Below are 26,606 nucleotides of genomic sequence, written 5' to 3' on the forward strand. Positions count from 1 at the left end.
GGAGCTGTGAGTCACCCGCGACGCCGTGGGTTCAGCTTCGGCGTTTAGCATGGTGGCATGCGACCCAGACTCGGCATCATCGCTCTGACCACCGCGCTCGCCCTGGCCGGCTGCTCCGGCGGATCTGCGGAGAGGGATCCCGGTGCAGAATCCGGCGGCGACGCGCAGTCGGGTCAGGCTCAGGCTGAGAGCACCCCGAGCCCGGAGCCCAGCGAGGTCGAACCCGCGGACTTCGCGGATGAAGCGAAGGACATCGTCGCGGACTTCTCGGACGAGGAGCTCGCCGGATCGCTCATCATCGGCACCTGGTCGGGCACCGACACCCAGACCGCGGTGAACATGGTCGAGGGCAGCCACCTCGGCGGGGTCATCGTGATGGCCGACAACCTGCCCGAGAATCCCACCTCCGACCAGGTCACAGGCGTGACCGAAGCGATCAGCGGAGCGCGGACGAAAGACCAGCCGGTGTCGATCGGCGTCGATCAGGAGGGCGGTCCCGTCTCCCGGCTGAGCACCGCGGCACTGCCGTTCCCGCCGCTCATGGCCTTCGGCGCTGCGAAGGACTCTGAACTCACGCAGACCGCGACGAAGGTCCAGGGTCAGAACCTCACCGACCTCGGCTTCACCATCGACTTCGCCCCCGATGCCGACGTCACCACGGGGGAGAAGGACGTGGCGGTCAACGTCCGCTCCGCCGGCGATGACCACAAGCAGGCCGCCGAGGTGGTCGGCGATGCGACGACCGGGTATCGCCTCGGAGGGGTTGCGACCTCGGCGAAGCACTTCCCGGGCCACGGTCGCCTGGACGTGGACTCGCACAAGAGCCTGCCGGTGTCGAAGAAGAGCATCGACGAGCTCGCGGACACGGACCTGCTGCCTTTCGAATCCGCCGTCGACGCGGGCATCCCAATGGTCATGATGGGCCACATCGGGCTGCCCGATGCGAAGACGACCCCGGCGACCCTGAACAAGAAGGCCTACGCGGCGCTGCGGGACAAGCTCGACTTCGACGGCGTCATCGTCACCGATGCCCTGAACATGGAGGCCGTGGACCAGAACCTGTCCGGGGGAGAGACCGTCAAGGCGCTCGCCGCCGGGGCTGACCTCGCACTCATGCCTCCGGACTCCGCGGCCGCGCAGAAGGCCGTGGTCAGCGCCCTGGGCGACGGGACTTTGAAGAAGGACGATCTGGTGGCCAAGGCCGAACGCGTCGTTGCGATGCAGTTGGCCACCGCCGAGGTGCAGAAGTCAGCCGGGGAGACCGGAGACTCGGGGTCCGACGCGGTGGACGCGGCGGCGGACGGATCGGAGGCGGACGGATCGGAGGATCCGGAGAAGGTGCTCACCGAGGTGGCCGAGAAGTCCCTGACCGTGCTCAAGGGCAAGTGCTCGTTCGTCGGCACGGATGCGATCTCCATCGTCGGCGGCAGCGAGAAGGAGAAGGCCGCGCTGACCGAGGCCGCGAAGAAGGCAGGGCTGGAGGTCGGTTCCGGTGGCACGAGCGTGAGTCTGAGCCCGGGCACCTCCGCCGAGGTGGCCGTGGGCACCGCTGCCCCGTGGACGATGCGCAGCACCTCGGCGAAGTCCGCGGTCACCGCTTATGACTCCAACCCCTATGCGCTGGGCGCCGTGGTCAAGTGGCTCAAGGGCGATCTCGAGGCTTCGGGTCAGCTGCCCGTGGACTACGAGGGCAGCGACAAGGCTCCCGACTGCGGGTGAGGACGATTCATCTGTCGAGTTGAGGACGATCTGTGTCGGGAATGTCGGGATCTTTCGACACGGATCGTCCTGAACTCTTCGTCCTGAACTCCTCGGGAGTGGCTGGGGAGCTCGGCGCGCAGGCCGTTGAGCTCAGGCAGTGGGCGGGGAGCAGGTCGAGGAGGGCTCAGGCCCCGGTCTCGACGGGGCGTGCGGGGTCCGAAGACCAGCCGGACCAGCTGGCAGGGTAGAGGCTCGCCTCGACGCCGAGCGTTGCCAGGGCCAGCGCATTGTGGCAGGCCGTGACGCCGGAACCGCAGTAGACGCCGACCGGCTGCTCGAAGGCACCGAGTTCGGCGAACCTCTCACGCAGCTCCGCCTCGGCGAGGAATTGACCGTCCGGGGCGTTGCCCGTGGCCGGGACATTCTTCGCCCCGGGGATGTGCCCGGCCTGCGCATCGAGGGGCTCGGTCTCACCGCGGAAGCGCTCGCCGGCCCGCGCATCGAGGAAGACCCCGGTCCAAGCGGACGCGGCATCGGCGTCGATGACGGGCAGGACGCCGGGCGTGATGGTCACCTCGCTGGGCTCCACGCTCGCGCCCGGACCGGTCTCGACCTCGCCTCCGGCGGCCCGGTAGGCCGCGAGACCACCGTCGAGAACTCGGGCGGACAGGCCGGCCCAGCGCAGCAGCCACCAGGCGCGGGCGGCACCGAGTCCCGAATTGTCGTCGTAGACCACGACCTCGGTATCGGAGCCGATGCCCCAGGACCGCACGCTGGCCTCGAAGTCCGCGGACCTCGGCAGCGGGTGGCGTCCGGCCGTGGGATCGGTGTTCGAGTGATCGGCGAGCTCGGTGTCGAGGTCGACGTAGATCGCGCCGGGGATGTGCCCGGCAGCGAAGTCGTCCCGGCCATCGGGCTTGGGCAGGGTCCACCGCACGTCGAGCAGCCTCGGCGCGGAACCGGAGGTCAGGAGGGGGAGCAGTTCATCGGCGGTGATGAGCACCTCGGAGCGGGTCATCTCGGTTCTCCTTGATTGAAGTGGTGGCGTGATCGGGGTGGTGACGTGGTTGGCGGTGGTGACGGTTGGGGCCGGTCAGAGTGGACCGGTCAGACCGGGTTGGTCAGGAGCACGACGTGCTTTCCGCCCAGTCGGGTGAAGATGAGGGTGGCCTTCTCGCCCTTGGGCAGCTTGAGTTGGCGTCTGACCTGGTCGGGGACGATGTCGGCCCCGCGCTTCTTGATCACGACCGAGCCGATTCCGCGCTCGATCAGCTCCTTGCGCAGACTCGGGATCTTCGCCGGCAGCGTGTCGATGATCTCGAAGGCGCGCACCCCTGCGGCGGCGGGACCGGACGGTTCGACATCTGTGGTCAGGTACGCGATCGTCGGGTGGAGTCGGCGCGCCTGCAGCGGCCGGCACAGAGCGGTGACGAGGCCGGCGCGGACGATCGCCCCATCGGGTTCGAGCAGATAGCTTCCGAGTTCGCCGATCCCGTCCTCATCATCGTCCGGCAGATCATCCTCGTGCACGAGCAGGGTGCGCTCAGCCATGACCAGCGCGCTGCGGCCGGTGCGCTGCCGGGCCTCGCCGAAGTAGAGGCAGACCTCGACGACCTCGCCGGCGTGGGAGACCCACTGCGCTTCGGCCTCGTCGGGGATGAGTTCGTGTTCGAGAGCGGGCCCGAGCTTGACGCCCGCGGCCTTCGCAGCGATGGCCTTGTCGACGACCCAGGACAGAGACGGGGAGAAGTCTTCGGGATCGGTGATCCGAGAGGTCGATCCGCGCTTGTCGGCCTTGCCTATCGTGCGCCGGGCCGGGTCGAACCACAGGGCGTCGAAGCCTGCGGTGTCGATGTCCTCGGCGCGGGCGTGTTCGACGGAGACGTCGGGGAGATGCCGGAGGTTGAAGGCGGCGATGGCGGCGGTGACCTCGTCGGAGTCCACGGCGGTGACCTTGGCTCCCATCCCGGCGAAGGCGATGGAGTCGGCGCCGATCCCGCAGCCGAGGTCGGCGATGCGTGAGCCCTCTGCCGACTCGCCGAGGAGGCGGCGGGCATGGTGCGCGGCCACCGGCAGGCGGGTGGCCTGGGCCAGGCCGTCACGGGTGAAGAGCATGTCCTCGGCGAAGGGGCCGAGCTTCGTTGCCGCCTCCGTGCGCAGCTGCGCCTGCGTGAGCAGGCCCGCGGTCACCTCGGCGGAATAGCCTTCCTTCCGCAGCGCCTTCGAGCGGGCGAGCTCCTCGGCGGGCAGCTCGTCGATGCGGTCGAGCCGATCGAGGACGGAGACGTCGAGGAGTTCGGTTAGTGTCTGCGGATCCATATCGCTCACCCTATCGCCTGGCGGGGACTGTGCCGTGTGTTCGGTGATTGTGCCTGAGAACCAGTGATGTAAGTTGTTTGCTGTGACGTTATTGACCGCTCGCGACATCCGCGAAATCGCTGCCGACATCGGTCTGCGCCCGACCAAGCAGAAGGGCCAGAACTTCGTCATCGACCCCAATACCGTGCGCTCGATCGTCACCGCCGCCCGCCTCGAACCGGCCAGCAGCGTCGTCGAGATCGGTCCAGGGCTCGGTTCGCTGACCCTCGGACTGCTCGAGGCCGGGCACCGCGTCACCGCCGTCGAGATCGACGAGGTCCTCGCCGCGCGGCTGCCGGACACGATCGAGAAGTACGGGGATTCGGAGGCCACCGCGAACTTTGACCTCGTCAACGCCGATGCCCTCAAGGTCACCGTGCTGCCCGAGGCCCCCGACACCCTGGTCGCGAACCTGCCCTACAACGTCGCCGTGCCCGTCCTCCTGCACTTCCTCGAGATCTTCCCGAGCCTGTCCTCGGTGCTCGTCATGGTCCAGCTCGAAGTCGCCGAACGCCTCGCGGCAGACCCGGGCTCGCGCACCTACGGGGTGCCGAGCGTCAAGGCCCAGTGGTACGGCAAGGTCGGCCTCGCCGGTCGGATCGGCAAGAACGTGTTCTGGCCGGCTCCGAACATCGACTCCGGGCTCGTCCACATCGACGTCAGCCGCACCGACCGTGACCCCGAGCAGCGCAGACGCCTGTTCGGCGTCGTCGACGCGGCCTTCGCCCAACGCCGCAAGACCCTGCGCGCCGCGCTGGCCGGTTGGGCCGGCAGTGCGGCGCGAGCAGAAGAACTCCTCATCGCCGCGGGCATCGATCCGAAGACCCGCGGTGAGGCCCTCGGCGTCGCCGACTTCGAGCGGCTCGCCCAGGTGGCTGCGGACCGGCCCGCTGGAGACACCGGCTCGGACCAGCCTGCCGGGGACTCGGCCGCTGCGGACCAGCCGGGCGCGGACCGGCCCGGCGCGGACCGGCCAGCCCCGGAGAACGGCCGGACATGAGCACCCAGCTGCGCCCGCGCTCGGGAACCCTGGCACCGGTGAAAGTGCGAGCTCCGGGGAAGATCAACGTCCACCTCGGCGTGGGTCCGGTCGATGACGACGGAGACCACGAACTGGCCACGGTGGTCCAGGCGCTCAACCTCGGCGAGACCCTCACGCTCATCCCCGGCGGAACCTCCTCGATCGTCGTCACCGGACGCTACGGCGACGACGAGGTGCCCGGGGGCGAAGCGAACCTGGCGCGCCGGGCCGTCGGCACGCTCATCACCGCGCTCGAGGACGAACGCGACGTCGACGTCCTCCGCGACCTCGACATCGTCATCGACAAACAGGTGCCCGTCGGCGGCGGCATGGGCAGCGGTTCCGCCGATGCGGCCGCCGCACTCTGCGGTGCCGCGCACCTCGTCGGGGGAGTCCCGGACGGACTGCTCCGCGACTGCGCCGTCGAGCTCGGGGCCGATGTCGCCTTCCTGCTGCGCGGGGGCACGGCCATCGGACACGGTCGCGGGGAGAGCCTCAGCCCCGTCCTCACCCGCGGATCGTTCCACTGGGTGATGGCCACCTCGGCGCGGCAGCTGCCGAGACCGCAGATCTACGCGCGCTTCGACGAGCTCAACCCCGAACCCGAAGCCGTCGAGGTGCCCGCAGAGGTGCTCACCGGGCTCGCCGCCGGCGACCCGGACGCACTGGCCACGGCCGCCGCGAACGACCTCACCGAGGCCGCCGTCGCCGTCATGCCGGAACTCGCCGAAGTGATCGACGCCGGCCACGACGCCGGTGCCCTGCTCCCGCTGCTCAGCGGATCCGGGCCGACGATCGGCTTCCTCGCCCGCGATGCCCGCCACGCCCTCGACCTCGCGGTTCTGCTGCAGGCCACCCGCGGAGTCAAGGAGGCGCTGCGGACGATCGGTCCCGCCCCAGGCGCGCACGTGGTGGAGAATCCGTGACGTCGAATCGTCTCAATCTCCATGAACATCTGCGGGATCAGATCGGCCAGGACATCGTCGCCGGTCGGCTGGTCGCCGGGACGATCATCAGGGCCGAGGATCTGCGGGCACGCTACGACGTGTCGCTGTCGGTCGTGCGCGAAGTCGTGCGCGTCCTCGAATCACTCGGCATGCTGCGGCCCGTGAAGCGGCTCGGGCTCGTCATTCTTGCGATGTCCGAATGGACACTGCTCGATCCGCTTGTCATCCGGTGGAGAATGACCGAGGCTCCGGCGGGACAGCTGCGCTCGCTGACCGAGCTGCGCGTGGCCATCGAACCCGAGGCGGCGGCGCTGGCGGCTCAGTACGCCCCGGCCGAGGCCGCCGAGGAGATCATGACCCTGGCCGCCCGGATGCGCTCGAGCGGTCGGCAGGGGGACGTCGCAGCGTTCCTCGACGTCGATGTGGCCTTCCACCGGGCGGTCCTCGGGGCAGGGGGCAATGAGCTCTTCGCCGCTTTCGACACAGTCATCGGTGAGATTCTCGCCGGACGCACCGGAGCCGGACTCATGCCGCAGTTCCCACACCCCGACGCCCTGCAGTGGCACTTCGATGTGGCCGACTCCATCGGACGGCAGGACCCGGAGAAGGCCAGAGAGGCGATGGCGAAGATCGTGGCGAAGGCCGATGACGAGATGGGCAGCGTCTGGGCCGACGAACCTCGGCGCCCGCGCCGCTGAGGGCGTCGGGTCCGGCGCCCGCGCTTCAGAACAGGCTGACGATACCGTAGAGGGCGAGGCTGAACGCGAAGCCGACGGTGCCCAGCAGCGTTTCCGCGACCGTCCATGTCTTCAGCGTCGTTTTCGTGTCCATGCCGAAGAATCGGGAGACCAGCCAGAAGCCGGAGTCATTGACATGGCTGGCGAACACCGATCCGGCAGCCAGCGAGAGCACGATGGCCACGACCTGCAGGCTCGAGAAGTCCGGATTGCCCACGACGATCGGCTGCACGAGCGCGGCCGCCGTGGTCAGCGCCACTGTGGCCGAACCCTGCGCGATTCGTACGATCGCTGCGATGACGAAGCCGGCGACGATGACGGGGAGTCCGAGAGCTGCGAGCGAATCGGCGAGGGAGTCGCCGATGCCGCTGGCACGCAGAACACCGCCGAACATGCCGCCGGCGCCGGTGATGAGGATGATCGAGCAGACCGGGCCGAGCGCTGAGTCGGCGACTGTCTCGACGAGACTGCGGCCCTTGTTCTGCCGCCACCCGAGCAGCCACATGGCGAAGACAACGGTGATGAGCAGCGCGATCGGGGTCTCGCCGAGCAGCCGCAGGGACGCAATGAGCGTGGATTCGGTGTCGACCCAGCCGGCCTCTCCAGCGAAGTTGAGCCCGGTGTTGAGGAAGATGAGCACAAGGGGAAGGACGAGGAGGAAGACGACCTGGCCGAGCCTCGGTTTGGAGGAGAACTCGGCGAAGGCGTCGTTCTTCCCGCCTGAGAGGACGTCGGGAACAGTGACGTCGATGCGTCTGCCGATGATGAGTCCGAAGAGATAGCCGGTGAGGTACCAGGAGGGGATCGCGATGATGAGCCCGCAGATGAGTACGAGTCCGATATTCGCTCCCAGCAGACCGGAGGCGGCCACGGGACCGGGGTGCGGGGGCACGAAGATGTGCATCGCGGAGAACGCCATGGCCGCGGGCATTGCGTAGAGGAGAAGGGATCCGCCGAGCCGGCGCGCGATGGTGAAGATGATCGGCAGCATGACGACGAGGCCGGCGTCGAAGAAGATCGGGAACCCGAAGAGCAGGGAAGTCACGCCGAGCGCCAGCGGTGCCCGCTTCTCTCCGAATACTCGGATGAGGGCGTCGGTGAGCACCTCGGCGCCGCCGGAGAGCTCGAGCATGCGCCCGAGCATCGCGCCGAGTCCGACGAGCAGGGCGACGCTGGCCAGAGTGGAGCCGAAGCCGTCGTAGAGAACGTCGATGAGATCTCCGGGACGGATGCCCGAGGCCAGGGCGGTGAGCACGCTGACGATGACGAGGGCGATGAAGGCATGCAGCCGAGCCTTGATGATGAGCAGGAGCAGGAGGGCGATGGCCAAGGCGGCGAGTCCGAGGAGTGCCGGCGAGGACAGGGTCCAGGCTAAGTCGAGATCGGTCATTGTTCCTCTTCCTTGAGGTCAGGTGGACGGGTGGGCGGATAGGCAGTCGAGGATGGCGTCGAGGACTTCCGGGATCGGCTGGTCGACGTCGACGACGGCGTGGGCTTCCTCGGGTGCGAGAGGTTCGAGCGTGGCCAGCTGGGAGTCGAGCAGATCAGGGGACATGAACTCGTGGTCGCGGCGGGCCAGGTGTCGGGCGATGACCTCGCGGGGACCGTCGAGGTGGATGAAGAGGAGGTCGGGCGCGGCCGTGCGCAGCAGATCGCGGTAGGAGCGCTTGAGGGCCGAGCAGGCGATGACCGGCGCCGGAGCACGTGCGGCTTCGGCGGCCACGGACTCCAGCCACGGGGCGCGGTCATCGTCGTCGAGCGGTGTGCCCGAGGCCATCTTCGCCTTGTTCGCCGTGGAGTGGAGATCGTCGGCATCGACGAAGCGACGGTCGAGGGCCTGCGCCACCTGCGCGCCGAGGACGGTCTTGCCGGTTCCCGAGACACCCATGATGACGAGTGGTGAAAGGGAAGGGCTGTGGCCCATGTCGGAAACCTCTCGATAAAATATGAGGAAAAACCTATAATCAGCTAATAAAACAGATTTATTGCACCGTAGTGCTGGTGGCGAGAGACTGTCAATACCAGCGCTCCCAGGAAAGGGGAATGCTGATGAAGGCCGATGTCGCGGTGATCGGAACCGGCGTGATGGGGTCGAATCTGGCCCGCAACCTCGCTCGTCAGACCGGGCACAGGGTGGCGATCTACGACCGAGACCTCTCCCGTGCGCAGACGGTTGCAGCGGACTTCCCCGAGGCAGAGTTCATTGTCGCCTCGAGTCCGGCCGACCTTGCCGAGAAGCTCACCGGCCCGCGCGTGGCCATCCTCATGGTCAATGCCGGACGAGCGACAGATTCGGCGATCGCCGACCTCACGGAGGTGTTCGCCCCTGGTGACATCATCGTCGACGGCGGCAATTCGCATTTCCGGGACACCATCGCACGCGGTCGGCAGCTGGAGGACACCGGCATCGAGTTCGCTGGTGTCGGCATCTCCGGGGGAGAGGTCGGTGCACTGCTCGGCCCCTCGCTCATGGTCGGCGGATCGAGCGCAGCGTGGGACCGTCTGCGTCCGCTTCTCGAACCCATCGCGGCCAGAGCAGGAGACGGCTCGGACGCCGGCTCCGGGTCGGTGGCGGATTCCGGCTCGCCCGCCGATACCGGATCGTCCGCCGACTCCGGTTCGGCCTGCGTCGCTCATATCGGCGCCGACGGGGCCGGCCACTTCGTCAAGATGGTTCACAACGGCATCGAATATGCCGATATGCAGCTCATCGCCGAAGCGTTCACCCTCCTGCGTGACGGTCTCGGCATGGTCCCGGCCGAGATCGCCGAGGTCTTCGAACGGTGGAACGACAGCGAGCTCGGGTCCTACCTCATCGAGATCACTGCCGATGTGCTGGCCCATGTCGACGCCGCCACGGGCAGTCCGTTCGTCGACATCGTCGCCGATGCGGCGCAGGCCAAGGGCACCGGTGCCTGGACGGCGCAGACGGGACTCGACCTCGGGGTGCCCGTGCCCACCATCGCCGAGGCGGTCTTCTCCCGATCTCTGTCATCCGCGGCGGAGCTGCGGGTCGAGGGCAGACGGCTCGATGGGCCGCTCTCCCACGCGGGCGCCGTCCCCGGCTTCGATGTCGGCGACACCGCTGACGTGACGGCTGTTCCCGACGGTGACGAGCGCGCGGCGCTCGTCGACGAGATCGGACGGGGTCTGCTGTTGGGCAAGGTGATGGCCTATGTGCAGGGATTCCACGAGATCTCCGCCGGTGCAGGCGAGTACGGGTGGGAGATCGACCTCGGCGAGCTCGCCTCCATCTGGCAGGCCGGATGCATCATCCGGGCGCGCCTGCTCGACCGGATCGTCGACGCCTACAGCGCCGAGACCGCGACTGGGACCCTGCTCGCGGACGGCTATGTCCGCGACGTCGCCGGGCGATGTCAGGATGCTCTGCGCTCCACCGTGATCCGTGCGATCAGCCGCGGCATCGCGGTGCCCGGCCTTGCCTCGACCCTGGCCTACTACGACGGGCTGCGCACCGAAGCCGGCAGTGCGGCGCTCATCCAGGCGCAGCGGGACCGCTTCGGCTCCCACACGTATGCACGCATCGATCGTGCAGGCACATTCCACACCCGGTGGTCCGGTGACCGGGGCGAGACCGAGATCTGATTCGCCACTCACGCTGAAGGCACCGCGCTGCCGGTCTCACAGCACGACGCCGGTGGCCGGAGTGCCGGATGAGTGGCTATGTTAGGACCATGACTTTGCCACACGAAGATGTTGACCCAGACGGCCTGCTCGAATACTCAGTGGTCTTCACCGACCGCTCGCTCAACCACATGTCGAAGCGGTTCGTGTCCGTGATGCAGGACATCAACCGGATCCTGCGCTCGGCCTACGACGCCGAGTCGGCGGCCATCGTCCCAGGCGGCGGCAGCTACGCGATGGAATCGGTGGCCCGCCAGCTCGCCACCGGCAAGAAGGCGCTCATCGTGCGCAACGGTCTGTTCTCCTTCCGCTGGTCGCAGATCCTCGACGCCGGAGCCATCGCCTCCGAGACGACCGTGCTCAAGGCCTCGGCCGACAGTCCCGAGCACCAGTCGGCATGGTCACCGGCTCCCGTCGCCGAGGTGGTCGCCGCCATCGAGCGCGCGAAGCCCGATGTCGTGTTCGCTCCCCACGTCGAGACTGCCTCGGGGATGCTGCTGCCCGACGACTACGTCCGGGCCGTCTCCGAGGCCGTGCATTCGGTCGGTGGCCTGTTCGTCCTCGACTGCATCGCCTCGGGTGCGATGTGGGCCTCGATGACCGACCTCGGCGTCGATGTGCTCCTCTCCGCCCCGCAGAAGGGCTGGAGCGGATCGCCGTGCGCCGGCTACGTCATGCTCAGTTCGGCCGGTCGGGTCGCGGTCGAAGCATCGACGTCGACGAGCTTCGCGATGGATCTGAAGAAGTGGCTGTCGATCGCCGATGACTACGAGGAGGGTCGGACCCCGTATCACGCGACGATGCCGACCGATGCGCTCACGCACAATGTCGAGCTCATGCGCGAGACCGAGGAGCGCGGCTTCGACAAGCTCGAATCGGCTCAGCGTGAGCTCGGTGAGCGGGTGCGTCGGGTCTTCGCCGATCGCGGTCTGCCTTCGGTGGCTTCGGACGAGTTCGCCTCGCCGAGCGTGGTCGTCGTCCACACCGACAACCCGAAGCTGGCCACCGGCGCCGACTTCAAGGAGGTCGGCGTGCAGATCGCCGCCGGCGTGCCCCTGCAGTGCGATGAACCCGAGGACTTCTCGTCCTTCCGCATCGGCCTGTTCGGGCTCGACAAGCTCGGCGACATCGACAGCACGGTCGCCCGCCTCGAGGCAGCACTCGACTCGATCGGTGTGACGGCCGAAGCCTGACGCAGCGCGACGGCCTTTCGTGCGTACGTCCTACACAAAATGACACAACCACCCGTAGCAACGGGTGGTTGTGTCATTCTCGGTGCATATTGCGAAGTGGCGCAGGACCGAACCTCAGGCAGTAGGCCCAAGAGCGACCACGTTCTCTGCAAGGCGCTCGTTGTCGCCGTACATGAAGTGGTTGCGCATGTTCTCCGAGAAGCGGCTCGCCTCGGTGGTCAGCCCGACCGCCTCGGCGACCTCGCGGATGTGCATCGGGGTCGCCCCGCAGCACACGCCGATGTAGTTGACGCCCAGCTCGTAGGCCTCCTTCGCGAAGGCGCCGATCTCATACCGATTGGTCTGCAGCGGATCCAACGCGGTGGGGAAGGTGCGTCCGTGCGGTGAAGCCACCTCGGCGGTCGGATCCGAGAGGTTGAAGAACGTCGGTTCCTTCTCCGTGGTCCGGTAGGGAATCGGCAGGGCACCGACGTGGCAGGACACGGCCTCGCGGATCTGGCGCAGCCACGGCAGCATCGTCGCCGGCCCGCGGAAGCAGTTGAGGCCGACGACGTCGACACCGAGCTGTTCGAGACGCTGCGCGGTTTCGACGATGCCGACCCCGTCGGCCATCTCCTGGAAGGCCATGGGCGCGAGCGTGAGCACGACGGGCAGGCCGCTGGCCTTGGCGATCTCGGCGGCGGCGATGGCCTCCTCGGCGAAGTAGAAGGTCTCACCGACGATGAGATCGGCGCCTTCGTCGACGGCCCAGCCGACCATCTCGGTGAACATGGCGCGGACCTCGTTCTGCTTCTCGACGTTGTCGGGATCCCAGATGTTCGAGTTCGAGATGTTGCCGGCCATGAAGTTCCCGGGCTTGGCGTCCGCAACGCTGCGGGCGATCTGCAGGGCCGAGCGGTTGAGCGGCTCGAGCAGGTCCTCCTTGCCGATGACCCGCATCTTCTCGCGGTGGCCGTTGTAGGTGAAGGCCTCGACGATGTCGGAGCCCGCGCGCTGGAAGTCCACGTGCAGGGACCGCAGGGCGTCCGGGAACTCGAGCGCCACCTCGGGCACGAATTCACCGGCGGACAGGTAGCCGCGCTTCTCGAGCTCGAACAGGAAGCCTTCGGCGCAGATCACGGGGCCGGCATCGAGCCGGGCGGTGAGTGGATTGGTCTCGGTCATGGGTGCTCTCCGTAGTGATGTGTGAGGAGGGGCAGGTGTCGCTCGGGTGGAGACCCGAACCTCGATATGAAAGCACGACGAGCTGTGTTGCGTGCGTCACAATGACATATTTCAATTCGCCGAGGTGGCCGGAGCCTTCCGTTCCGCAGCGGCGGAGTGTCGGCCCGGTGTGGAGCGCAGTCGGGCGAAGGGGCGGAGGAGGAGGCCGGACACCGTCGTGGCGTACCAGCGCAGGGCTCGATCGAAGGGCTCCCACGACAGTATCCAGGTGACCAGCACGGCGATGCCCAGGCAGATGCCGAAGACGGCGATGGGCCCGATGACCTCGAGGCTGTCGTCGAGTGCCGGCTGGAGGCCGCGGACGACGAATCCGTGGAGGACGTAGACAGAGAGGCTGTGGCGGCCGATCGTGGCGAGCACATTCTGCTTCTCGCCCACCCACGCGAGCAGCGTCAGCGTCATCAGCAGGGCTCCGATGTCGAGGATCAGTCGGATGCCCACCCCTTCGGGGATGCCGACGTGGAAGTGGGCGAAGTTGAGGCTGCCGAAAAGCCAGTCGTTGTCGACATCGTCGAGGTAGAAGGCGGTGATGGCGGCGAGCGCGGCCGCGCTGAGCCCGAGCTTCTGCCAGATCGCGAGGTTGCCGGCCCAGTCGAGGATCTGCTTTCCGTAGAGCTTGCCGATGACGAAGAAGGGCCAGAACACCATCGTCCGAGCAGCCGAGAGCTCCGTGTCGAGGATCGGCAGGACGCCGCCGAAGAGGCCGACGGCCACCGAGGTGACCAGGACGGCCCGAGGGAACCGTTCGATGAACGGCACGGTGACCATCCACCACGCCATCGACAGCAGGAACCAGGAGTACCAGAACGGAGTGAGCAGGCTGTAGTCGGGATCGAGGCCGAACATCGACATCCACGCCCACATCAGAGGCAGCACCGCGGCGAGGAGAACGAGGAAGTTCAGGATCCTCTCGGGCAGTCGGTTCGACTTCGCCGTGATGCCGGCGAGGAAGACGAAGGCCGGCATGTGGAAGGAGTAGATGAGGTACATCGGTGCGCTGAGCGCATCGTCGCCCCACGGCGAGGTCCTCGCCAGCAGGTGGCCGAGGACGACGGTGAAGATGAGGATGCCTTTGGCGCGGTCAAGGCGATAGTCACGAGTGGGCACCCGGACACGATAGCTGAATCACCGCGCGAATAATAAAGATTTGATAACGCTTTGAGGTGCGGTTCAGGTGGCTGTCAGGTTCTCGGACCCCAGCAGGTTCTCGAACCCCAGAGATCGCCGATGAGGACGGCCGCAGCCGCCGTCGTCGCTCAGCTTGCGCCGTCGCTCAGCTTGCGCAGGCCACGCAGGTCGCGGCATAGGGGCGGGCTTCGAGGCGGACCTCGGGAATGGGTTCTCCGCAGACGACACAGAGGCCGAAGGTGCCCTCGTCGAGACGCTCGAGCGCCGCGGCGATCTCGGTCAGTCGCTGCCGGGACTCGCGCAGCAGGGTCTCGGACTGGGAGCGTTCGAAGGCCAGCGTCGAGCCTTCCGGGTCATGTTCGTCGTCGCTGTTGTCACCCTCGCGGGCGGCGGCGAGGTCCTCGATGCTCGAGGACAGCGAGGCTATGAGGCTCTGGGTGTCGCGGTCCTCCGCATCCAGGAGTTCGCGCATCCGCTTCTCGTCGACCATCAGGCTTCCAGCGCTTCGTTAGCTTCGAGCCACCGCTCCTCGAGTTCGTCCATCTCATCCCGGAGCGTCCGCAGGGAGGCCGTGAGTTCGGCGAGTCCTTCGAAGTCGGTCTGATCGTGCTCGGCCATCTCCTCATGGGCGCGGGAGATGCGCTGGTTGAGCTTGTCCATGCGGCGCTCGATCGAGGAGACCTCCTTCTTCGCCGCGCGCGCTTCGGCGCCGGAGAGTCTGGTCCCGCCAGCCTGCCCGGAGCCGTCCTGCCCGGAGCCGTCCTGCCCGCAGCCGTCCTGCCCGGAGGCAGTCCCAGCGTCCGTACCGGAGGCCCCGGATGCGGCACCACTCGCCGAGGCGGCCCCACCGGAGCCGCCCGGGCCCGAGGCCCGAGCCGCCTCTGCTCGCAGCTTGAGGTACTCATCGACTCCGCCGGGCACGTGGCGCAGGCCGTGGTCGAGGATCGCGTACTGCTGATCCGTGACGCGTTCGAGCAGATAGCGGTCGTGGGAGACGACGATGAGGGTGCCCGGCCAGGAATCGAGCAGATCCTCCATGGCCGCGAGCATGTCCGAGTCGACGTCGTTCGTCGGCTCGTCGAGGATGATGACATTGGGTTCGGACATGAGCAGAAGCAGCAGCTGCAGCCGGCGCTTCTGGCCGCCCGAGAGATCGCCCACTCGAGCCGAGAGGTGCTCTTTGGCGAAGCCGAGCCTCTCGAGCAGCTGGGCGGGAGTGTAGTCCTTGCCCTCGATCGTGAAGCTCGTCTTCGAATCGGCGAGGACTTCGCGGACCTTGCGTCCACGCAGCCCCGCCAGGTCCTTGAACTGCTGATCGAGAACGCCGATCTGCACGGTCTTGCCGCGCTTGACGCGTCCCTCATCGGCCTCGACCTCGCCGGCGATGAGCCCGAGCAGGGTCGACTTGCCCGCTCCGTTCGGCCCGAGGATCCCTGTGCGCTCGCCGGGGCCGATCCGCCAGGTGACATCGTGGAGGATCGCGCGACCGTCGTAGCTCTTGGACACATCGAGCAGATCGACGACGTCCTTGCCGAGTCGGGCGGTCGCCATCTTCTTCAGCTCGATGGGGTTGCGCACCTCGGGGACGTCGGCGATGAGCTGGTTTGCGGCCTCGATGCGGAACTTCGGCTTCGAGGTCCGGGCCGGAGCACCTCGGCGCAGCCAGGCCAGCTCCTTGCGCATGAGATTCTGACGCTTCTGCTCGGTCGCTGCCGCGATCCGATCACGTTCGACGCGCTGAAGGACGTAGGCCGCGTATCCGCCCTCGAAGGGTTCGACGATCCGATCGTGGACCTCCCAGGTCTTCGTGCACACCTCGTCGAGGAACCACCGATCGTGGGTGACGAGCAGCAGAGCCCCGGAGTTCTTCGGCCACCGGTTCTTCACATGCGCCGCCAGCCAGGCGATGCCGTCGACGTCGAGGTGGTTTGTCGGCTCATCGAGGATGAGCAGGTCCCAGTCGCCGATCAGCAGGGCGGCCAGGGCCACCCGGCGTCGCTGTCCGCCGGAGAGGCTGGAGACCGGGGCATCCCAGTCGAGATCGGCGATGAGCCCGGAGATGATGTCGCGTGCCTTGGGATCGGCCGCCCATTCGTAGTCGGCCATGTCACCGACGACGGAGAAGCCGACGCTCGCCTCGGGGTCGAGGTCGTCGCTCTGGCCGAGCATGCCCAGCCGTAGGCCACCCCGGTAGGTCACCCTCCCGGCATCGGGATCGATGGTGCCGGCGAGCATGCCCAGCAGGCTCGACTTGCCGTCGCCGTTGCGCCCGACGATGCCGATCATGTCCCCGGTGTCGACGCCGATGGTCACGGAGTCGAAGACGACGCGGGTGGGGTATTCGAGGTGCAGGGCTTCGGCCCCGAGAAGATGTGCCATAACGCCCTCTAGCCTAGAGCACGAGCGCGTCGCGGCCGTCATCGTTCGCACCCGCAGCCGTCATCGCGCCCACCCGCGCCGAGGTGGTCGCCACCGTCGATCATCGCGCGGGATTGCGCGGTCGCCTCGGCAGGTCCGCATGACAGATTATTGCGGTTTCATATCGGTGTTCCGGATTCGGGTGCTAGACGCGCGTGACGCGTGCTCGGAGTGCATTAGACTGTCGGGAAACTCACCAAAATATGACAGTTCACCCAGTGGTTTCACAAACTCGGCAGAGGCAGACGTGGCCTCCACCGGTGCCATTGTCAGTAATGAGAGAAGAGTCAACGTGAAGAAGCTCGCATCCGCGGTGTCGATGATCGCTGCATCCGCCCTTGTTCTTTCGGCCTGCGGTTCAGGCGGCGGCGGAGACTCCGCTGAGGACTACCTGGCCTGCATGGTCTCGGACTCCGGCGGCTGGGACGACCAGTCGTTCAACCAGTCCGGCAAGGAAGGCCTGGAGAACGCGAAGAAGAACCTCGGCATCGAGGAGAAGGACGCGGAATCGCAGGGCGATGCGGACTTCAAGCCGAATGTCGACAACATGGTTCAGGCCGGCTGCAACCTCACCTTCGGTGTCGGCTTCCTCCTCGAAGACACGATCCAGGAGGCCGCCGAGGCGAACACCGACCTCAACTTCGCGCTCATCGACTCGACCTTCTCCGACGCCGACGGCAATCCGGTGACCGTCGACAACGCCAAGCCCGTCGTGTTCAACACCGCCGAGGCCGCGTACCTCGCCGGCTATGTCGCAGCGGCCTCCTCCGAATCGGGCAAGGTCGGCACCTTCGGCGGCATCCAGATTCCCTCGGTGACGATCTTCATGGACGGCTTCGCCGACGGCGTGAAGAAGTTCAATGAAGACAACAAGAAGGACGTCAAACTCCTCGGCTGGGACAAGGACAAGCAGGACGGATCCTTCTCCGGCGACTTCGAGAACCAGGGCCAGGGCCAGGAGCTGACCAAGCAGCTCATCTCCCAGGGTGCCGACGTCATCATGCCCGTCGCCGGCCCGGTCGGCCTCGGTGCCGCCGCGGCTGCGAAGGAAGCCGATGACGTCAAGCTCGTGTGGGTCGACTCCGACGGCTATGAGTCAACGGAATACGGAGACATCATCCTCACCTCGGTGGTCAAGGAGATCGCGAACGCGGTCGAGGACACCATCAAGGAGGGCATGGACGACAACTTCACCGCCGAGCCCTACGTCGGCACCCTCGAGAACGAAGGCGTCGGACTGGCTCCGTACCACGACTTCGAGGACGAGGTTCCCGAAGACGTGAAGAAGAAGGTCGAGGATCTCAAGCAGCAGATCATCGACGGCAGCCTGACCGTGGAATCCGAGAGCACGCCGAAATAAGCGGATAGGTTAAACTGCAGGGCCGAGACGATTCGGCCCTGCAGTTTTCGAATTTGTGAGGAGTACCGGGAGCAGTGAAACTCGAGCTTCGCGGGATGACCAAGGTGTTCGGATCGTTCGTGGCCAATGACCACATCGACCTCACCGTCGAACCGGGCGAGATCCACGCCCTGTTGGGTGAGAACGGCGCCGGCAAGTCCACCATGATGAACGTCCTCTACGGACTCTACGACGCCGACGGGGGAGAGATCCTCATCGACGACGAGCCGGTGAAGTTCTCCGGTCCCGGTGATGCGGTGGCGGCGGGCATCGGCATGGTCCACCAGCACTTCATGCTCGTGCCCGTCTTCACCGTCGCCGAATCCGTGGCGCTGGGCTACGAGCCGACGAAGAACCTCGGACTCATCGACCTCGCCGAGGCGCGGAAGAAGGTCACCGAGATCTCCTCCCGATTCAACTTCAACATCGACCCCGATGCCCTCATCGAGGACCTGCCCGTCGGTGCCCAGCAGCGCGTGGAGATCATCAAGGCGCTCTCCCGCGACGCCAAGATCCTCATTCTCGACGAGCCCACCGCCGTGCTCACCCCGCAGGAGACCGATGAGCTGATCTCGATCATGCGCCAGCTCAAGGAGCAGGGCACCTCGATCGTCTTCATCACCCACAAACTCCGCGAGGTCCGTGCGATCGCGGATTCGATCACGGTCATCCGCCGCGGCAGGATCGTCGGGGAGGCCTCCCCGGATTCCACCGAGGCGGAGCTGGCCAGCCAGATGGTCGGCCGTGCCGTGTCGCTGACGACCGAGAAGGACGATGCCGATCCCGGTGACGCGACCTTCCAGGTCAGGAACCTCACCGTGGTCGACAAAGCCGAGAACATCGTCGTCGACGACGTGTCCTTCGATGTGCGCCGAGGTGAGATCCTCGCGATCGCCGGTGTGCAGGGCAACGGGCAGACCGAATTGGCCGAGACCATCATCGGACTGACCGAACCGCGCCTGGGCACGATCAGCCTGGACGGGAAGAACCTCGTCGGAGAATCCGTCAAGGACCGCCTCGGCGCGGGAATCGGCTTCGTCCCCGAGGACCGGTCGACCGACGGCATCATCGCCGAGTTCGCGATCCGCGAGAACATGATCCTCGACGTCTACGACCGCGCACCCTACGCCAAGGGACTCAACCTCAAGTCCTCGGTCATCACCGAGGAGGCGAAGAAGAAGGTCGAGGAATTCGACATCCGACTCGGCAGCGTCGTCGATCCGATCGCCACGCTCTCCGGCGGCAACCAGCAGAAGGTCGTGCTCTCCCGCGAGCTCGGCCGGCAGCTGCGCCTGTTCATCGCCAGCCAACCGACCCGCGGACTCGACGTGGGTTCGATCGAATTCGTGCACAAGCGCGTCATCGCCGAGCGTGACTCCGGCACCCCGTGCATCATCGTCTCGACCGAACTCGATGAGGTCTACGGCCTCGCCGACCGGATCGCGGTGATGTATTCGGGACGCATCGTCGGCATCGTCGGCGCCGACACCTCGCGTGAGGCGCTGGGCCTGATGATGGCCGGTGTCCCGGCCGAAGAGGCACTCGCCGCCACCGCGAGCGAGGCCCCGGCCGCAGCGACCGACGCTGCCGAGCCGACCACCACCTCGGCGAACCACGCCGCCGGTGCGAATGAGAACTCAGCCACCACCTCGGCGGAGGAGACCAAATGACGACCGATATCTCCCCGGCGGCCCCATCGCCGGCTCCACCACCGACCGCCGAGGCGGAGCCGGGCAAGGAACAGAATCTGCTCCAGGAGATCCTGTCCGGATCCTGGCTGGTCTCCGTGCTCGCGATCATCGTCGCCCTCCTGCTCGGCGGCATCCTCATCGCCGTGTCGAACGCCGAGGTCGTCGAGGCGGCGAAGAACCTCTTCGCGGCCCCCGGCTCCTTCTTCTCCACCCTCTTCACCACCATCGGTGAGGCCTACTCCGCGCTCTTCCGCGGCGCGGTCTTCGACTGGGACGCCAGGACCGCCGAGCGCTCGATCCGGCCGCTGACCGAATCGATGGTCAACGGCACACCGCTCATCCTCGCCGGCCTCGGCATCGCCCTGGCCTTCCGCTCGGGACTGTTCAACATCGGCGGTCAGGGCCAGGTCATCCTCGGCGCGACGATCGCCGGATTCCTCGGCTATGCGCTGCCCCTGCCTCCCGTCGTCCACATGCTCGTGGCCGCACTCGGCGGCATCATCGGCGGCGCCGTCTGGGCCGGGATCGCCGGCGTGCTCAAGGCACGGACCGGCGCCAACGAGGTGATCGTGACGATCATGCTCAACTCGATCGCCGGCTACCTGCTGGGCTACCTGCTCAAGCAGAGCTGGTTCACGCACACCGCCTCGGCGAACCCGCAGTCGCGCACCGTCGACGACTCCGCGCAGATGTTCCTGCTCCTGCCCGCACCCTTCCGGCTCCACTTCGGATTCATCATCGCGATCCTCGCCACGATCTTCGTGTGGTGGCTGCTCGAGCGTTCGACGGTCGGCTTCGAGTTCAAGGCCGTCGGTGCGAACCCGCACGCGGCCCGCACCGCAGGCATCTCGGTGTCCAAGGTGACCATCCTGGTGATGGTCGTCGCCGGCGCGCTGGCCGGACTCGGCGGAGCCGCCCAGGTGCTCGGCACCGAATACAAACTCACCGGCGGGATCAGCGGGTCCATCGGCTTCGATGCGATCACCGTGGCCCTGCTGGGGCGGTCGAAGCCTCTGGGCACCTTCCTCGCCGGTCTGCTCTTCGGCGCCTTCAAGGCCGGCGGCTACCTCATGCAGTCGCAGACCGGCACGCCGATCGACATCGTCCTCGTCGTCCAGTCCGTCATCGTGCTGCTCATCGCGGCCCCGCCCCTGGTGAGGTCGATCTTCCGGTTGCCCACGCCGGTGCTCAAGCGGAAGGAGGCCTGAGATGACCGCTCAGACCGTTGAAGCAACACCTGCTGCGCAGTCGAAGTCGCTGACCCCGATCGCGTGGAAGTTCCCTATCGTCTATACGATCCTCGGCCTCGTCTCCCTCATCTTCTTCGGCATCATCGGCCGCGAGGGTGAGACGACCTTCCGGATTGCGACCAGCGGCGACTTCTTCGCCATCCCCGAGATCGTCGTGCCCGCCCAGGCCGCCGGCCTCGTGCTCTCGATCATCCTCGTCGCCATGGCGGCGGTCTCGATCTACCTGGCGGTCAATCGCCGGAGCATCGGCTCGTGGTTCCCGATGCTCTTTGGCATCGTCTTCGTCGTCTCCTTCCTCGCCTGGGCCGGCGGTGGAAGCGGCGGCGTGATCCCGCTGACGACGCTGCTCGCCGGCGCCCTGGCGCTGTCCGTGCCGCTGATCTTCGGCGCCATGTGCGGCCTCGTCGGCGAACGCTCGGGCATCATCAACATCGCCATCGAAGGCCAGCTGCTCGCCGGGGCCTTCCTCGCCGCGGTGGTCGCCTCGGTGGTCAAGAATCCCTATGCGGGACTTCTCGCCGCCCCGATCGCCGGTGCCCTCGTGGCCGTGGTGCTCACCTTCTTCGCGGTGAAGTACTGGGTCAACCAGATCATCATCGGCGTCGTCCTCAACGTCCTCGTCGTCGGCCTCACGAGCTTCCTCTACTCGACGGTGCTGACCGAGAATCCCGAGTTGTGGAACGCCCGTCAGAAGCTGCCGAATCTGCCGATTCCGCTGCTCTCGGACATCCCCATCCTCGGCCGGGTGCTCTTCGACCAGAACATCCTCGTCTACATCATGTACGTCGTCGTCATCGCCCTGCAGATCTTCGTCTTCCGGTCGAAGTGGGGACTGCGGATGCGGGCCGTCGGCGAACACCCGAAGGCCGCGGACACCGTGGGCATCAAGGTCAACTTCACCCGCGTGCGCAACACGCTCATGGCCGGAGCCATCGCCGGACTCGGCGGTGCGTTCTTCACCGTCGGATCGGGGCTGGCCTTCGGCAAGGAGATGTCGGCCGGGCAGGGCTATATCGCCCTGGCCGCGATGATCCTCGGCAAATGGAACCCGAAGGGCGCGCTGCTTGCGGCACTGCTGTTCGGCTTCTCCAAGAGCCTCGGCAACACGCTCCAGTCCATCGGCACCCCGGTGGCCAACGAGCTGCTGCTGATGCTGCCCTACATCGTCACGGTCTTCGCCGTCGCCGGGTTCGTCGGACGTGTCCGTCCGCCCGCGGCCGAAGGCGTCCCCTACGTCAAATAGTTCACGAACACAGAGAGGTACCCTCGTGACTTCTGCAGATGTCGAAGCCTCCGAACAAGTGTGGAGCGAAGAGCCCACCCCCGTCTCGGTCGAGGACCTGAGCGAGGACACGTGGGCGTTGCTGCGAGATGAAGCAGCGCTAGTCATGACGAGGGCCTACGTGCCCTATTCCTCGTATCCGGTTGGCGCAGCGGCCCTCGTCGATGACGGACGTATCGTCAGCGGCTGCAATATCGAGAATGCCTCCTTCGGGGTCACCCTCTGCGCCGAGTGCTCTCTGGTCACGGACCTGTTCATGTCCGGCGGCGGTCGTCTCGTCGCCTTCGACTGTGTCGACGGCAACGGCACTACCCTCGTCCCTTGCGGACGCTGCCGGCAGCTGCTGTTCGAACACGGCGGAAACGACCTGGTCATCAACATGCCCAGCGGCCGCTCTCCGCTCTCCGTGGTGCTGCCCGAGGCCTTCGGGCCTGACCACCTGCGCGGCCGTGCGCAGGACCAGCACGCCGCGAAGCACTGAGCGCGCTGATTGCACTGATTGCACTGAACCGAGGATCGCATTGAACCGAGGATCGCATTGAACCGAGGATCGCATTGAACCGAGGATCGCATTGAACCGAGGATCGCCGAGGTAGACCTGCAGTCCCGTTGCCGGTTCCGGGCCGAGATCGAGAACGAAGGACTGACACCGTGACCGTAGAGGCATTCGACGCCGTGGACGTCATCGCGACCAAACGCGACGGACGTGCACTGAGTAAGGATCAGATCGATTGGGTGATCGACGCCTACACCCGCGGTGTCGTCGCCGATGAGCAGATGGCCGCCCTGGCCATGGCGATCTTCATCAATGACATGGAACCGGCCGAGATCGCTGACTGGACGCAGGCGATGATCGCCTCGGGTGAGCGCATGGACTTCTCCTCTCTGTCCCGGCCGACCTCGGACAAGCATTCGACCGGGGGAGTCGGGGACAAGATCACCCTGCCGCTGGCGCCTCTCGTCGCGGTCTTCGATGTCGCCGTGCCCCAGCTCTCCGGTCGGGGGCTCGGTCATACGGGAGGCACGCTCGACAAGCTCGAATCCATCTCGGGCTGGCAGGCGGGACTGAGCAACGAGGCGATCCTCGGTCAGCTCGACGACCTCGGTGCGGTCATCTGCGCCGCCGGATCCGGACTGGCCCCGGCGGACAAGAAGCTCTACGCGCTGCGCGACACCACCTCGACGGTTGACTGCATTCCGCTCATCGCCTCCTCGATCATGTCGAAGAAGATCGCCGAGGGCACCGAAGGGCTCGTCCTCGACGTCAAGGTCGGATCCGGGGCGTTCATGAAGGACCTGCCCAAGGCCCAGCAGCTGGCCCGGACCATGGTCGACCTTGGCAAGGCCGCCGGGGTCAAGACCTCGGCCCTGCTCACCGATATGTCCACGCCGCTGGGTCTGACCGTCGGCAACGCCCTCGAGGTCCGGGAATCCGTCGAGGTCCTCGCCGGCGGCGGGCCCTCCGACGTCGTCGATCTTACGGTGGCACTCGCCGAGGAGATGCTGCGTTTGGCGGGCAGGACCGACGTCGACGTCCGTGCGGCGCTGAGCGACGGACGTGCCATGGACGTGTGGAAGCGTATGATCCGCGCCCAGCACGGCGATCCCGATGCCGCCCTGCCGGTGGCCGAGCACACCGAGGTCGTCACGGCCGCCGAATCCGGGGTCGTCACGAAGCTCGACGCCCTGTCCGTCGGGGTCGCCTCGTGGCGGCTCGGTGCCGGTCGAGCGCGTAAGGAGGACCCGGTGCAGGACGTGGCCGGGATCGAACTCCATGCCAAGCCGGGAGACACCGTCACCGCGGGGCAGCCGCTGATGACCCTGCACACCGCGACACCCGAACGCTTCCCCAGGGCACTCGAATCCCTCGAGGGAGCGGTCGTGATCGGCGGAGACGCCAGCGGAGTGCCCGAGTCGATCGTGTTCGAGAAGATCACCTGAGACACTGAATTCGCAGACAACTCTCGCAGACAACCACAGCACCACTCGTCACGACACAACCACCAGTCACGACAGCACCAATCGCAGCACCACCCACACCGGAGGACACCATGACCAGCCGATCCGACGTCGCCGCCATCATCGACCACACCCTGCTCAAGCCCGAGGCGACGCTGGCCGACGTCGACGCCCTCGTGGCGGAGGCTAAGGAACTCGGGGTGCTGGCGATCTGTGTGTCGCCGTCGATGCTGCCGATCACCGATCCGGGCGAGCTCGTCGTGGCCACCGTCGTCGGGTTCCCGAGCGGTCAGGTCAAGCCCGAGATCAAGGCCGCTGAGGCGCAGCGCGCCGTTGCCGACGGCGCCGCCGAGGTCGACATGGTCATCAACATCGGGCAGGCCATCGCCGGTGACTTCGACGCAGTCGAGGCCGACATCCGCGGCGTCGTCGAGGCCAGCGGGGACGCCCTGGTCAAGGTCATCATCGAGTCGGCCGCGCTCAGCGATGAGCAGATCGGCGAGGTCTGCCGTCGCGCCGAGACCGCCGGCGCCGGATTCGTCAAGACCTCCACCGGGTTCCACCCCGCCGGCGGTGCCAGTGCCCACGCGGTCTCCCTCATGCGGGAGACCGTCGGGGACCGCCTCGGCGTCAAGGCCTCCGGCGGAATCCGCACCGTCGAGGCCGCCGAAGAGATGATCGCCGCCGGCGCCTCCCGACTGGGCCTCTCCGGCTCGGCAGCAATCCTCGGCGCTCTCGACGCCTGACCCCGCCCTGACCCTCCACTGCTACCTGACGGGGGCCCAGCAACCTTGCGCAAGGTAGCTGGGCCCCCGTCAGGTAGTTGTGAGGTCTCAGAGGCCGAAGTAGGTTTTGAGCTCCGTGCTGATTGAGTTGAGGCGTTCGCTCAGGGCGGGTTTGAGTGAGGCACTCGCCGAGGCGGTCGTGACCCGGAGTCCCGCTGCGCGGACCGCGCGGCTGTCCGCTTCGGCAGCGGCCGCGAGTCCCTCGGGGTCGGTGACGACCTCCAGGTAGCACTTGAGCTTCGGCTCGGTTCCCGAGGGGCGCACGATCACCCGCGAATTCGCCTCGGAAAGCAGCAGGATCCCGTCGGTGGCGGGCAGCCCGTCATAACCGGCCGAGAGGTCGTGGACCTCGGTGACGGGGGAGCCGGCCAAGGTGCGCGGAGGATTCTCCCGCAATTTCGTCATCGCTGCCGCAATGAGGGAGACGTCCTCGAGGCGGAAGCTCAGGGGCGCGGTCGCGTAGTATCCGTCACGGGTGCGGATCCGGTCGAGCTCGGCATCGATGCTCGATCCCGATTCCTTGAGCCGCGAGGCCAAGGCGGCGAAGGTCACTGCCGCGGAGATCCCGTCCTTGTCGCGCACGGCACCCGGATCGACGCAGTACCCGAGTGCCTCTTCGTAGCCGAAGACGAGTCCGGGCACACGGGAGATCCACTTGAAGCCCGTGAGCGTATTGCGGAAGTCGAAGCCATGGGCGGCGGCCGCAGCGCCCAGCCCGCGAGAGGACACGATCGAGTTCGCGAAGACCGCTCCGCTGGATCCGCTTTCGGCCAATCGCGCGGCGATGTCCTCGCCGAGGAGGAGCCCCACCTCGTCGCCGGAGAGCTGCCGGAATCCGGTGGCTGCGGTCTCATCGGGGATCGCTGCGGAGAACCGGTCGGCATCCGGGTCATTGGCGATGATGAGTTCGGCGTCGACCTCCCGGGCGAGGGCATAGGACTCGTCGAGTGCGCCGGCCTCTTCGGGGTTCGGGAAGGTCACGGTCGGGAAATCCGGGTCCGGTGCCTGCTGGGAGGCAACCGGGTGGATGTTCGTGAAACCGGTCCGCTTCAGGGCCGCCTCGGCGACGCCCGCACCCACACCGTGCAGGGAGGTGAGCACGATGGACAGGTCCGCACTCGCCCGTACCCCCAGGGAATCGATGCGGGAGAGATACTCCTCGACGATGGCATCATCGAGACGCTCCCACCCGTCTTCGGCACGCGGCACCGAGGCCACGGACTCGACCGCGGCGATCTGCTCGGCGATGAGGGCATCGGCGGGGGCGACGATCTGGGCCCCGGCACCGGCGAGGGCGGCGTCGGGATCGGATTCGATGGCCTGCAGCGGGCGCTGACCGAGGTAGACCTTGTAGCCGTTGTCGGCCGGCGGGTTGTGGCTGGCGGTGACCATCACCCCGGCGTCGGCCTGCAGGTGGGACAGGGCGAAGGCGAGCAGCGGGGTGGGCAGCTGGTCGGGCAGCTGGATCGCCGTGCCGCCGGCGGCAGTGATGACCGCGGCCGTATCGCGCGCGAACTCGGAGGACTTGTACCGGGCATCGCAGCCGATGACGACGGTGAAGCCGGGCCCGACGGTCTCGGCGAGGAACGCCGAAAGGCCGGCCGCGGCGCGGATGACCACGGCGCGGTTCATCCGGTTCGGCCCGGCCGCGATCTCACCGCGCAGGCCGGCGGTACCGAAGACGAGGGGGCCTGCGAACCGGTCCTCGAGGTCGGCGCTGGCCGCCTCGTCCCCGGCCTCGGCGGTGGCGAGGATGTTCTCCAAGGTCGTGGCGGTCTGTTCGTCGGGGTCATCGGCGATCCAGGCGCGCACCACCTCGGCGTCGAATCCTGCGGTGAAGCGGTCGGCTACGCGGGTCATGGCTGCCT

General features: G+C 67.1%; 22 protein-coding genes and 1 pseudogene. 13 read left to right on the forward strand and 10 right to left on the reverse strand.

The genetic code is table 11. From position 1 onward, the window contains the following. Nucleotides 1–57: 57 nt before the first annotated feature. Nucleotides 58–1,719: a glycoside hydrolase family 3 N-terminal domain-containing protein gene (locus tag CV023_RS07395; protein ID WP_230744831.1), complete on the forward strand. Its 1,662-nt coding sequence runs from the start codon at nucleotides 58–60 to the stop codon at nucleotides 1,717–1,719. A gap of 166 nt (nucleotides 1,720–1,885) precedes the next feature. On the opposite strand, the gene CV023_RS07400 is transcribed toward CV023_RS07395, so the two are convergent. The 3 genes and pseudogenes from CV023_RS07400 to CV023_RS19115 all read right to left on the reverse strand — a co-directional run. After that, nucleotides 1,886–2,719 carry a sulfurtransferase gene (locus CV023_RS07400; RefSeq protein ID WP_230744832.1) on the reverse strand — a complete coding sequence of 278 codons (834 nt, stop codon included), beginning with the start codon at nucleotides 2,717–2,719 and terminating at the stop codon, nucleotides 1,886–1,888. Nucleotides 2,720–2,808: 89 nt separating this feature from the next. Then, nucleotides 2,809–3,033: a THUMP-like domain-containing protein gene (locus CV023_RS19110; RefSeq protein WP_413336772.1), complete on the reverse strand. Its 225-nt coding sequence runs from the start codon at nucleotides 3,031–3,033 to the stop codon at nucleotides 2,809–2,811. 504 nt (nucleotides 3,034–3,537) lie between these two features. Continuing rightward, nucleotides 3,538–4,191, reverse strand: a pseudogene (locus CV023_RS19115) (class I SAM-dependent methyltransferase); the annotation flags it as partial. Between CV023_RS19115 and rsmA the strand changes: the two are divergent. Genes rsmA through CV023_RS07420 form a run of 3 tightly spaced genes read left to right on the forward strand, consistent with a single transcriptional unit; the run spans nucleotide 4,103 to nucleotide 6,725 of the window. Then, complete coding sequence (gene rsmA, locus CV023_RS07410) at nucleotides 4,103–5,059, forward strand: 16S rRNA (adenine(1518)-N(6)/adenine(1519)-N(6))-dimethyltransferase RsmA (protein WP_230744834.1); 957 nt, start codon at nucleotides 4,103–4,105, stop codon at nucleotides 5,057–5,059. The pseudogene CV023_RS19115 and the gene rsmA overlap by 89 nt on opposite strands. After that, a complete protein-coding gene (locus CV023_RS07415; protein ID WP_230744835.1) occupies nucleotides 5,056–6,006 on the forward strand; it encodes a 4-(cytidine 5'-diphospho)-2-C-methyl-D-erythritol kinase in 951 nt (316 codons plus the stop codon). Before rsmA ends, CV023_RS07415 begins: the two co-directional genes overlap by 4 nt. Further along, nucleotides 6,003–6,725: a FadR/GntR family transcriptional regulator gene (locus CV023_RS07420; RefSeq protein ID WP_230744836.1), complete on the forward strand. Its 723-nt coding sequence runs from the start codon at nucleotides 6,003–6,005 to the stop codon at nucleotides 6,723–6,725. The genes CV023_RS07415 and CV023_RS07420 overlap by 4 nt, the downstream gene beginning before the upstream one ends. A 25-nt stretch (nucleotides 6,726–6,750) precedes the next feature. Here the strand turns inward: CV023_RS07420 and CV023_RS07425 are convergent, their stop codons facing one another. Together CV023_RS07425 and CV023_RS07430 are read right to left on the reverse strand one after the other, a co-directional pair. Continuing rightward, nucleotides 6,751–8,154, reverse strand: a complete 1,404-nt coding sequence (locus tag CV023_RS07425; RefSeq protein WP_230744837.1) for a GntP family permease — start codon at nucleotides 8,152–8,154, stop codon at nucleotides 6,751–6,753. Between the two features lie 18 nt (nucleotides 8,155–8,172). Beyond that, nucleotides 8,173–8,688, reverse strand: coding sequence for a gluconokinase (locus CV023_RS07430; RefSeq protein ID WP_230744838.1), 516 nt, complete (start codon nucleotides 8,686–8,688; stop codon nucleotides 8,173–8,175). 125 nt (nucleotides 8,689–8,813) lie between these two features. Between CV023_RS07430 and gndA the strand changes: the two genes are divergently transcribed. Then, a complete protein-coding gene (gene gndA, locus CV023_RS07435) occupies nucleotides 8,814–10,370 on the forward strand; it encodes an NADP-dependent phosphogluconate dehydrogenase (protein ID WP_230744839.1) in 1,557 nt (518 codons plus the stop codon). A gap of 89 nt (nucleotides 10,371–10,459) precedes the next feature. Continuing rightward, on the forward strand, nucleotides 10,460–11,602 hold the full coding sequence (locus CV023_RS07440) for an alanine--glyoxylate aminotransferase family protein (protein WP_230744840.1): 1,143 nt from the start codon (nucleotides 10,460–10,462) through the stop codon (nucleotides 11,600–11,602). Nucleotides 11,603–11,716: 114 nt separating this feature from the next. On the opposite strand, the gene CV023_RS07445 is transcribed toward CV023_RS07440, so the two are convergent. The 4 genes from CV023_RS07445 to CV023_RS07460 form a co-directional block, all read right to left on the reverse strand. Continuing rightward, nucleotides 11,717–12,766, reverse strand: coding sequence for a homocysteine S-methyltransferase family protein (locus CV023_RS07445; protein WP_230744841.1), 1,050 nt, complete (start codon nucleotides 12,764–12,766; stop codon nucleotides 11,717–11,719). Between the two features lie 111 nt (nucleotides 12,767–12,877). Next, entirely contained in the window at nucleotides 12,878–13,933 is a 1,056-nt protein-coding gene (locus CV023_RS07450; protein ID WP_230744842.1) for an acyltransferase family protein, read from the reverse strand. A gap of 166 nt (nucleotides 13,934–14,099) precedes the next feature. After that, nucleotides 14,100–14,444: a TraR/DksA family transcriptional regulator gene (locus CV023_RS07455; protein ID WP_230744843.1), complete on the reverse strand. Its 345-nt coding sequence runs from the start codon at nucleotides 14,442–14,444 to the stop codon at nucleotides 14,100–14,102. Then, nucleotides 14,444–16,333 (reverse strand): ABC-F family ATP-binding cassette domain-containing protein, encoded by a 1,890-nt coding sequence (locus CV023_RS07460; protein ID WP_230744844.1) that lies wholly within the window; start codon nucleotides 16,331–16,333, stop codon nucleotides 14,444–14,446. Before CV023_RS07460 ends, CV023_RS07455 begins: the two co-directional genes overlap by 1 nt. Before the next feature lie 331 nt (nucleotides 16,334–16,664). Between CV023_RS07460 and CV023_RS07465 the strand changes: the two genes are divergently transcribed. The 7 genes from CV023_RS07465 to deoC all read left to right on the forward strand — a co-directional run bounded on the left by CV023_RS07465 (nucleotide 16,665) and on the right by deoC (nucleotide 24,699). Beyond that, complete coding sequence (locus CV023_RS07465) at nucleotides 16,665–17,732, forward strand: BMP family lipoprotein (RefSeq protein ID WP_230744845.1); 1,068 nt, start codon at nucleotides 16,665–16,667, stop codon at nucleotides 17,730–17,732. Nucleotides 17,733–17,806: 74 nt separating this feature from the next. Continuing rightward, the gene (locus tag CV023_RS07470) at nucleotides 17,807–19,441 is read left to right on the forward strand and encodes an ABC transporter ATP-binding protein (protein ID WP_230744846.1); all 1,635 of its coding nucleotides are present in this window, start codon (nucleotides 17,807–17,809) and stop codon (nucleotides 19,439–19,441) included. Beyond that, nucleotides 19,438–20,670: an ABC transporter permease gene (locus tag CV023_RS07475; protein WP_230744847.1), complete on the forward strand. Its 1,233-nt coding sequence runs from the start codon at nucleotides 19,438–19,440 to the stop codon at nucleotides 20,668–20,670. The genes CV023_RS07470 and CV023_RS07475 overlap by 4 nt, the downstream gene beginning before the upstream one ends. Before the next feature lies 1 nt (nucleotide 20,671). Further along, complete coding sequence (locus CV023_RS07480; protein WP_230744848.1) at nucleotides 20,672–21,955, forward strand: ABC transporter permease; 1,284 nt, start codon at nucleotides 20,672–20,674, stop codon at nucleotides 21,953–21,955. 25 nt (nucleotides 21,956–21,980) lie between these two features. After that, on the forward strand, nucleotides 21,981–22,475 hold the full coding sequence (locus CV023_RS07485; RefSeq protein ID WP_284934610.1) for a cytidine deaminase: 495 nt from the start codon (nucleotides 21,981–21,983) through the stop codon (nucleotides 22,473–22,475). A gap of 170 nt (nucleotides 22,476–22,645) precedes the next feature. Beyond that, the gene (locus CV023_RS07490) at nucleotides 22,646–23,935 is read left to right on the forward strand and encodes a thymidine phosphorylase (RefSeq protein ID WP_230744849.1); all 1,290 of its coding nucleotides are present in this window, start codon (nucleotides 22,646–22,648) and stop codon (nucleotides 23,933–23,935) included. Nucleotides 23,936–24,045: 110 nt separating this feature from the next. Continuing rightward, nucleotides 24,046–24,699: a deoxyribose-phosphate aldolase gene (deoC, locus tag CV023_RS07495; RefSeq protein ID WP_230744850.1), complete on the forward strand. Its 654-nt coding sequence runs from the start codon at nucleotides 24,046–24,048 to the stop codon at nucleotides 24,697–24,699. 87 nt (nucleotides 24,700–24,786) lie between these two features. On the opposite strand, the gene CV023_RS07500 is transcribed toward deoC, so the two are convergent. Then, entirely contained in the window at nucleotides 24,787–26,598 is a 1,812-nt protein-coding gene (locus CV023_RS07500) for a phospho-sugar mutase (protein ID WP_230744851.1), read from the reverse strand. Nucleotides 26,599–26,606: the final 8 nt, after the last annotated feature.

The sequence above is a fragment of the Brevibacterium sp. CCUG 69071 genome (assembly GCF_021023135.1).
Taxonomy (GTDB): Bacteria; Actinomycetota; Actinomycetes; order Actinomycetales; family Brevibacteriaceae; genus Brevibacterium.

What these genes read in the sequence shown, in the direction of transcription:
- deoC (WP_230744850.1), top strand. Translation starts at nt 24,046, where the DNA reads ATGACCAGCCGATCCGACGTCGCCGCCATCATCGACCACACCCTGCTC.
- CV023_RS07395 (WP_230744831.1), top strand. Translation starts at nt 58, where the DNA reads ATGCGACCCAGACTCGGCATCATCGCTCTGACCACCGCGCTCGCCCTG.
- CV023_RS07480 (WP_230744848.1), top strand. Translation starts at nt 20,672, where the DNA reads ATGACCGCTCAGACCGTTGAAGCAACACCTGCTGCGCAGTCGAAGTCG.
- CV023_RS07500 (WP_230744851.1), bottom strand. Translation starts at nt 26,598, where the DNA reads ATGACCCGCGTAGCCGACCGCTTCACCGCAGGATTCGACGCCGAGGTG.
- CV023_RS07460 (WP_230744844.1), bottom strand. Translation starts at nt 16,333, where the DNA reads ATGGCACATCTTCTCGGGGCCGAAGCCCTGCACCTCGAATACCCCACC.
- CV023_RS07415 (WP_230744835.1), top strand. Translation starts at nt 5,056, where the DNA reads ATGAGCACCCAGCTGCGCCCGCGCTCGGGAACCCTGGCACCGGTGAAA.
- CV023_RS07475 (WP_230744847.1), top strand. Translation starts at nt 19,438, where the DNA reads ATGACGACCGATATCTCCCCGGCGGCCCCATCGCCGGCTCCACCACCG.
- CV023_RS07400 (WP_230744832.1), bottom strand. Translation starts at nt 2,719, where the DNA reads ATGACCCGCTCCGAGGTGCTCATCACCGCCGATGAACTGCTCCCCCTC.
- CV023_RS07455 (WP_230744843.1), bottom strand. Translation starts at nt 14,444, where the DNA reads ATGGTCGACGAGAAGCGGATGCGCGAACTCCTGGATGCGGAGGACCGC.
- gndA (WP_230744839.1), top strand. Translation starts at nt 8,814, where the DNA reads ATGAAGGCCGATGTCGCGGTGATCGGAACCGGCGTGATGGGGTCGAAT.
- CV023_RS07445 (WP_230744841.1), bottom strand. Translation starts at nt 12,766, where the DNA reads ATGACCGAGACCAATCCACTCACCGCCCGGCTCGATGCCGGCCCCGTG.
- CV023_RS07440 (WP_230744840.1), top strand. Translation starts at nt 10,460, where the DNA reads ATGACTTTGCCACACGAAGATGTTGACCCAGACGGCCTGCTCGAATAC.
- CV023_RS07425 (WP_230744837.1), bottom strand. Translation starts at nt 8,154, where the DNA reads ATGACCGATCTCGACTTAGCCTGGACCCTGTCCTCGCCGGCACTCCTC.
- CV023_RS07430 (WP_230744838.1), bottom strand. Translation starts at nt 8,688, where the DNA reads ATGGGCCACAGCCCTTCCCTTTCACCACTCGTCATCATGGGTGTCTCG.